Source organism: Streptomyces durocortorensis, from assembly GCF_016901035.1.
In the GTDB taxonomy this organism is placed as follows: Bacteria; Actinomycetota; Actinomycetes; order Streptomycetales; family Streptomycetaceae; genus Streptomyces; species Streptomyces durocortorensis.
In genome coordinates this window covers 1-6005 of sequence record NZ_JAFEUF010000132.1, presented here as the reverse complement: position 1 = coordinate 6005, position 6005 = coordinate 1, and the positions used below count along the sequence as shown (strand labels likewise).

7 protein-coding genes are annotated in these 6005 nt (G+C 70.7%); 3 read left to right on the top strand and 4 right to left on the bottom strand.

Annotated elements, in window-relative coordinates; all coding sequences use genetic code 11:
• Positions 1–137: 137 nt before the first annotated feature.
• The 4 genes from JS521_RS22675 to JS521_RS22660 all read right to left on the bottom strand — a co-directional run bounded on the left by JS521_RS22675 (position 138) and on the right by JS521_RS22660 (position 3431).
• A complete protein-coding gene (locus JS521_RS22675) occupies positions 138–572 on the bottom strand; it encodes a Fur family transcriptional regulator (RefSeq protein WP_006124317.1) in 435 nt (144 codons plus the stop codon).
• Positions 573–676: 104 nt separating this feature from the next.
• A complete protein-coding gene (locus tag JS521_RS22670; protein WP_205084783.1) occupies positions 677–1576 on the bottom strand; it encodes a metal ABC transporter permease in 900 nt (299 codons plus the stop codon).
• Entirely contained in the window at positions 1576–2361 is a 786-nt protein-coding gene (locus JS521_RS22665; RefSeq protein ID WP_200719211.1) for a metal ABC transporter ATP-binding protein, read from the bottom strand. Before JS521_RS22665 ends, JS521_RS22670 begins: the two co-directional genes overlap by 1 nt.
• 38 nt (positions 2362–2399) lie before the next feature.
• Positions 2400–3431 (bottom strand): metal ABC transporter substrate-binding protein, encoded by a 1032-nt coding sequence (locus JS521_RS22660; protein WP_205084782.1) that lies wholly within the window; start codon positions 3429–3431, stop codon positions 2400–2402.
• A 178-nt stretch (positions 3432–3609) separates the two neighbouring features.
• Here JS521_RS22660 and JS521_RS22655 point away from each other — a divergent pair, with 178 nt between their 5' ends.
• The 3 genes from JS521_RS22655 (at position 3610) to JS521_RS22645 (ending at position 5741) form a co-directional block, all read left to right on the top strand.
• Positions 3610–4992 (top strand): glycine--tRNA ligase, encoded by a 1383-nt coding sequence (locus JS521_RS22655; RefSeq protein ID WP_205084781.1) that lies wholly within the window; start codon positions 3610–3612, stop codon positions 4990–4992.
• Positions 4993–5095: 103 nt separating this feature from the next.
• Positions 5096–5299, top strand: coding sequence for a hypothetical protein (locus tag JS521_RS22650; protein WP_205084780.1), 204 nt, complete (start codon positions 5096–5098; stop codon positions 5297–5299).
• Between the two features lie 211 nt (positions 5300–5510).
• A complete protein-coding gene (locus JS521_RS22645) occupies positions 5511–5741 on the top strand; it encodes a DUF6243 family protein (RefSeq protein WP_205084779.1) in 231 nt (76 codons plus the stop codon).
• The last annotated feature ends 264 nt before the right edge of the window (positions 5742–6005 follow it).

Here is a 6005-nt window from a genome sequence, read left to right as displayed (position 1 = left end):
GGTGCGTGTCCCGCGGGGGGCCTGGTGGGGGGGTGGGGGGCTGTGGGGGACCCTCTGGGTGTTCTGGGGGGGCGGCGGTGGGGGGGGGGGGGGGGGGGGGGCCCCCCCCCCCCCCCCCCCTTTCGTCGTAACGTCCGTTACGCCTTCTTCTCGGCGCACTCCGCGCAGGTGCCGAAGATCTCGACGGTGTGCGCGACGTTCACATAGCCGTGCTGGGCGGCGATCATCTCGGCCCACTGCTCGACGGCCGGGCCCTCGACCTCCACGGCCTTGCCGCAGAGTCGGCAGACCAGGTGGTGGTGATGGTCCCCGGTCGAGCACCGCCGGTAGACGGCCTCGCCCTCGGTGGTGCGCAGAACGTCGACCTCACCGGCGTCGGCGAGGGACTGCAGGGTCCGGTAGACCGTCGTGAGGCCCACGGAGTCGCCGCGGTGTTTGAGGACGTCGTGCAGCTCCTGGGCGCTGCGGAACTCGTCGACCTCGTCGAGCGCCGCCGCCACCGCCGCCCGCTGCCGGGTGGACCGGCCGCGTACCGGCGCTGCGTTCGTGCCACTGATCGGCGCCGTGGCCACAGGTGCCTCCTCGTGTCGCCCGTACATGTGTCGGGCCATTGTGCCAGCCCGGCCGGGTGCCTCCGGCGAACACGTACGGTGCGACTCCGTCACACGCACCGCTGTCACACCTGTACGCCGTCCCGCTCCCGGCGGGCTGCCGGTACTTCCAGGGTGCACTCGGCACCCTTCGCCTCGCTCGCCCGGGCCCGGCGTCGCGCGAGCGGAGCGGCGAGCGCGGTCAGCGCGACGAACACCGCGATGGCCAGCAGCACGATCGTCGCGCCGGGCGGAACGTCCTGGTAGTACGAGGTCACGGTGCCGGTGAGGGTGACGGCCGTGCCGATCACCACGGACAGCACGAAGGTGACCTTGAAGGACTTGGTGATCTGCTGGGCGGCCGCCACCGGCACCACCATCAGCGCGCTGACCAGCAGCAGCCCGACGACCCGCATCGCGACGGTCACGGTCACCGCCGCGGTCACCGCGACCAGCAGGTTCAGCACCCGGACGGGCAGCCCGGAGACCCGGGCGAACTCCTCGTCCTGGCTGACCGCGAACAACTGCCGCCGCAGCCCCACCGTGACCAGCACGACGAAGGCCGCCAGCACGCAGATCGCGACGACGTCGGACTCGGAGACGGTGGCGAGCGAGCCGAAGAGGTACGAGGTCAGATTGGCGTTGGAGCCGGTGTCGGACAGGTTGATCAGCATGACGCCGCCCGCCATACCGCCGTAGAACAGCATCGCCAGGGCGAGGTCGCCGCGCGTGTGCCCGTACCAGCGGATCAGCTCCATCACGACGGCGCCGGCCACCGCGACGGCGGTCGCCATCCACACGGGGCTGGTGGAGAGCAGGAAGCCGAGGCCGACGCCGGTCATCGCGATGTGCCCGATGCCGTCGCCCATCAGGGCCTGCCGCCGCTGCACCAGGTAGATGCCGATGGCGGGCGCGGTGATGCCGACCAGCACGGCCGCGATGAGCGCCCGCTGCATGAAGGGAGGGTTGAGGAATTCGAAGAGCATCAGGTCAGCAGTCCCGTCCGGACGGGCTCGGCGGCCGCGTGGGGGTGTACGTGGTCGTGGCCGGGCAGCGCGTGCTGGCCGAGCGCCTCCGGCGGCGGCCCGTCGTGCGTGACGCAGCCGTCGCGCAGGACGACGGCCCGGTCGATCAGCGGCTCCAGCGGGCCCAGCTCGTGCAGCACCAGCAGTACGGAGGTGCCGAGCGCCACCTGCTCGCGCAGGGTCGAGGCGAGGATCTCCTGGCTGGCCAGGTCCACCCCCGCCATCGGCTCGTCCATGATCAGCAGCTCCGGCTCGGAGGCCAGGGCGCGGGCGATCAGCACGCGCTGGTGCTGGCCGCCCGACAGGGCGCTCACGGAGTCCTTCGCGCGGTCGGCCAGGCCCACCAGCTCGATGGCGCGCTCCACGGCCGCCCGGTCCGCCTTCCCGGGCCACCGCAGCCCCGTACGGGACAGCCGGCCGGAGGCGACGACCTCGCGGATCGTGGCGGGCACGCCGCCCGCGGCGGTGGTGCGCTGCGGGACGTACCCGATCCGGCCCCACCGGCGGAAGCGGCGCAGCTCGGTGCCGAACAGCTCGACGCTGCCGCCGGTCAGCGGGACCTGCCCGATGACCGATCGTACGGCGGTGGACTTGCCGGAACCGTTGGCGCCGAGCAGCGCGACGACCTCGCCGCGGTGCACGGTGAGGTCCACCCCGCGCAGCACGGGGCGCGCGCCGAGGGTGGCCGTGGCGCCGCGCAGGCTGATCACGGCCTCGCGGGTGGGGGTGCTCTCACGCTCCGGCATGAGCGCCTCCGATCCGGATGTGGTGCGGGTGGTGCGGGTCACTTCGCGCCGAGGGCCTTCTGCAGCGCGGCGAGGTTGGACTCCATGACCTCGATGTAGTCAGCGCCCTGGGACTTCTCCGTGATTCCCTCCAGCGGGTCCAGGACGCCGGTCTTCAGCCCGGTGTCCTTCGCGAGGGTCTTCGCGGTCCGGTCGCTGGCGAGCGTCTCGAAGAAGACCGTGGTGGCCTTCTCCTTCTCCGCGATGGTGTGGATCTCCTGGATGCGCGCGGGGCTCGGCTCGGCCTCGGGGTCGATGCCCGCGATGCCCTGCTGGGTGAGCCCGTAGCGCTCGGCGAGGTAGCCGAAGGCGGAGTGGGTGGTGATGAAGGTCTTGGTGGCGGGGTTCTTCAGCCCGGTCTCGTACGCCGTGTTCAGCTCGCCCAGCTCGGCGACGAGGGCGTCGGTGTTCTTCTTGTAGTCGGCGGCGTGGTCGGGGTCGGCCTTCTCCAGCGACTTGCCGACACCCTTGGCGACCTCGGCGTACTTCACCGGGTCCAGCCAGATGTGCGGGTCGGCGCCGCCCTCCTCGCCGTGGTTGTGGCCGTCGCCCTCGGAGTGCTCCTCGTGGGCTTCCTCGCCCTCGTGGCCGTGCTCGTCCGCGTGCTCTTCTTCGCCTTCGTGCCCGTGGTCGTGGCCGCTGACCTCGGAGCCGTGGTTCTCCAGCGTGGTGAGGGTCGCGGCGTCGACGGTGTTCTGCACACCGGACTGCTTGATCGCGTCGTCCACGGCGGGCTGGATGCCCTTGAGGTACAGCACGTAGTCGGACTCGCTGATGGAGCCGATCTGGCGCGGGGTGAGCTCCAGGTCGTGCGGCTCTACGCCCGGCTTGGTGAGGCTGGTGACGGCGACGTGCTCGCCGCCGATCTTCTCGGCCAGGAACTGCATCGGGTAGAACGACGCCGTCACCTTCAGCTTGTCGCCGTTGCCCCCGTCCGCCGCGTCGGAGGTGGAGCAGGCGGAGAGGGCGGTCAGACCGAGGGCGACTGCTCCGGCGACGGCGGTGGTGGGTATCAGGCGGCGTACGTTCATGACTGTCATTTTCAACAAAAGTGGAAACGATTGTCAACAAGGCGGATGAGATGCCCGGAAGATCACGAGGTGGTGGCGCACGACCTCTCCCGGGCCCTTACCGATTTGATCCAGGGGGTGCACGCGCCGGTAACCTGAGTCATTCGCCGTTCGTCGTCGTCGTAATGAAGAGAGCACCGTGGCCGCCGACAAGATCGACACCATCGTCAGCCTGAGCAAGCGCCGTGGCTTCGTCTACCCCTGCAGTGAGATCTACGGTGGTCAGCGCGCCGCCTGGGACTACGGGCCGCTGGGCGTCGAGATGAAGGAGAACCTGAAGCGTCAGTGGTGGCGCTACATGGTCACCTCGCGCGAGGACGTGGTCGGTCTCGACTCGTCGGTCATCCTGGCCCCGGACGTCTGGGTCGCCTCGGGTCACGTCGCCACCTTCTCGGACCCGCTGACCGAGTGCACCTCCTGTCACAAGCGCTACCGCGCCGACCACCTGGAGGAGGCGTACGAGGAGAAGCACGGCAAGCCCCCGGTGGGCGGCCTCGCCGACCTCAACTGCCCCAACTGCGGCAACAAGGGCACCTTCACCGAGCCCAAGCAGTTCTCGGGTCTGCTCTCGACCCACCTCGGCCCGACCCAGGACTCCGGCTCGGTCGCCTACCTGCGCCCCGAGACCGCCCAGGGCATCTTCACCAACTTCGGCCAGGTGCAGCAGACCTCGCGCAAGAAGCCGCCGTTCGGCATCGCGCAGATGGGCAAGTCCTTCCGGAACGAGATCACTCCGGGCAACTTCATCTTCCGGACCCGTGAGTTCGAGCAGATGGAGATGGAGTTCTTCGTCAAGCCGGGCGAGGACGAGGAGTGGCAGCAGTACTGGATGGACCAGCGCTGGAACTGGTACACGGACCTCGGCATGCGCGAGGAGAACATGCGCTGGTTCGAGCACCCGAAGGAGAAGCTCTCCCACTACTCCAAGCGCACCGCCGACATCGAGTACCGCTTCCGCTTCGGCGGCAGCGAGTGGGGCGAGCTGGAGGGCGTGGCCAACCGCACCGACTACGACCTCAAGGCGCACTCCGAGGCCTCGGGCACCGACCTGTCGTACTTCGACCAGGAGGCCGGCGAGCGCTGGACGCCGTACGTCATCGAGCCCGCGGCCGGTGTCGGCCGCGCGATGCTGGCGTTCCTGCTCGACGCCTACGTCGAGGACGAGGCGCCCAACGCCAAGGGCGTCATGGAGAAGCGCACGGTCATGCGCCTCGACCCGCGCCTGGCCCCGGTCAAGGTCGCGGTCCTGCCGCTGTCCCGCAACCCGCAGCTCTCGCCGAAGGCCAAGGGCCTGGCGACCGACCTGCGCAAGAACTGGAACATCGAGTTCGACGACGCCGGCGCCATCGGCCGCCGCTACCGCCGTCAGGACGAGATCGGCACCCCGTTCTGCGTCACCGTCGACTTCGACACCCTCGACGACAACGCGGTGACCGTGCGCGAGCGCGACACCATGAAGCAGGAGCGCGTCTCCCTGGACCAGATCCAGGCGTACCTGGGCTCGCGTCTGCTCGGCTGCTGACACCCGCGTGTGTGCGTGGGGCCCCCGGTTCCGGGTACGGACCGGGGGGCTTCGTCGTACGGTCCACCGGAGCCATCGCCGCCGCCGTTCCGGGAGGTACGCCATGCCGTCGATCACCACCAGCAAGGTCAGGAGATGGGACCAGCACGGCCGTGAACACGTCGTGCAGGTACGGAAGTCGGGCGTGACGCGCCAGCTGACCTGCTCCACCTGCGCGTGGCGCCGCTCGGCGCAGTTCCTGCCCTGGCTGAAGGCGGAGGAGCACCTGGCGGAGGCCCACCAGGCGACGGTCGACCCGACGGCCTGATCCCTCCCTGGCGGCCTGAGACCCTCGGCGGCCGGAAAAACTGGTGCGGCGCCCGAGGGGAGCGGGGTACGGTTCCCGCATGTCTTCGTTCTTCCAGATCTACGAGTGAGAGCGCGGCGGGTGCGCACACCCCGCCGCAGCCCGGGGCCTGGCGCGACCGGCCCCGATCACCTTCACCTGACTCACTTCACCTTCCGTAGGGGAGAACACCATGGCCAAGAGCCGTAACAACCTCCTCGGCGTGGGCGGACAGCGCAAGAAGCTGTCCCGCGCCGAGCAGCAGGGCGCGGGCTCCGCGCGCACCGCCGACCGCAAGGTCGCCGAGGACAAGAAGCAGGAGCTGGTCCGCAAGATGCGCGAGCGCGCCGAGGCCCAGACGGCCACGACCGCCGCCGAGCCGGGCGAGCAGGACGACGCGTCGCCGTCTGCCGCGCAGAGCTGACGCCTGAGCAGTTCCCGTACGACGGGGGTGGGGGGGGGGGGGGGGGGGGGGGGGGGGGGGCCCGGCCGCGGGGGGCCGGCGGCGGCGGGCGCGCGCGCGCCGCGCCCGCCGGCCCCCGCCCCCCGCAGGGGCCCCTCTAAATGAACCAATCACTTGGCCCGAATGCGGCCGGTGCGCGCCTTGGCCAGCCCGGCCACGACCGCCGCCGAGCCGGGCGAGCAGGACGACGCGTCGCCGTCTGCCGCGCAGAGCTGACGCCTGAGC

Coding starts and splice junctions, on each gene's coding strand:
- JS521_RS22670 (WP_205084783.1), bottom strand. CDS start 1,576: ATGCTCTTCGAATTCCTCAACCCTCCCTTCATGCAGCGGGCGCTCATC.
- JS521_RS22665 (WP_200719211.1), bottom strand. CDS start 2,361: ATGCCGGAGCGTGAGAGCACCCCCACCCGCGAGGCCGTGATCAGCCTG.
- JS521_RS22660 (WP_205084782.1), bottom strand. CDS start 3,431: ATGAACGTACGCCGCCTGATACCCACCACCGCCGTCGCCGGAGCAGTC.
- JS521_RS22650 (WP_205084780.1), top strand. CDS start 5,096: ATGCCGTCGATCACCACCAGCAAGGTCAGGAGATGGGACCAGCACGGC.
- JS521_RS22645 (WP_205084779.1), top strand. CDS start 5,511: ATGGCCAAGAGCCGTAACAACCTCCTCGGCGTGGGCGGACAGCGCAAG.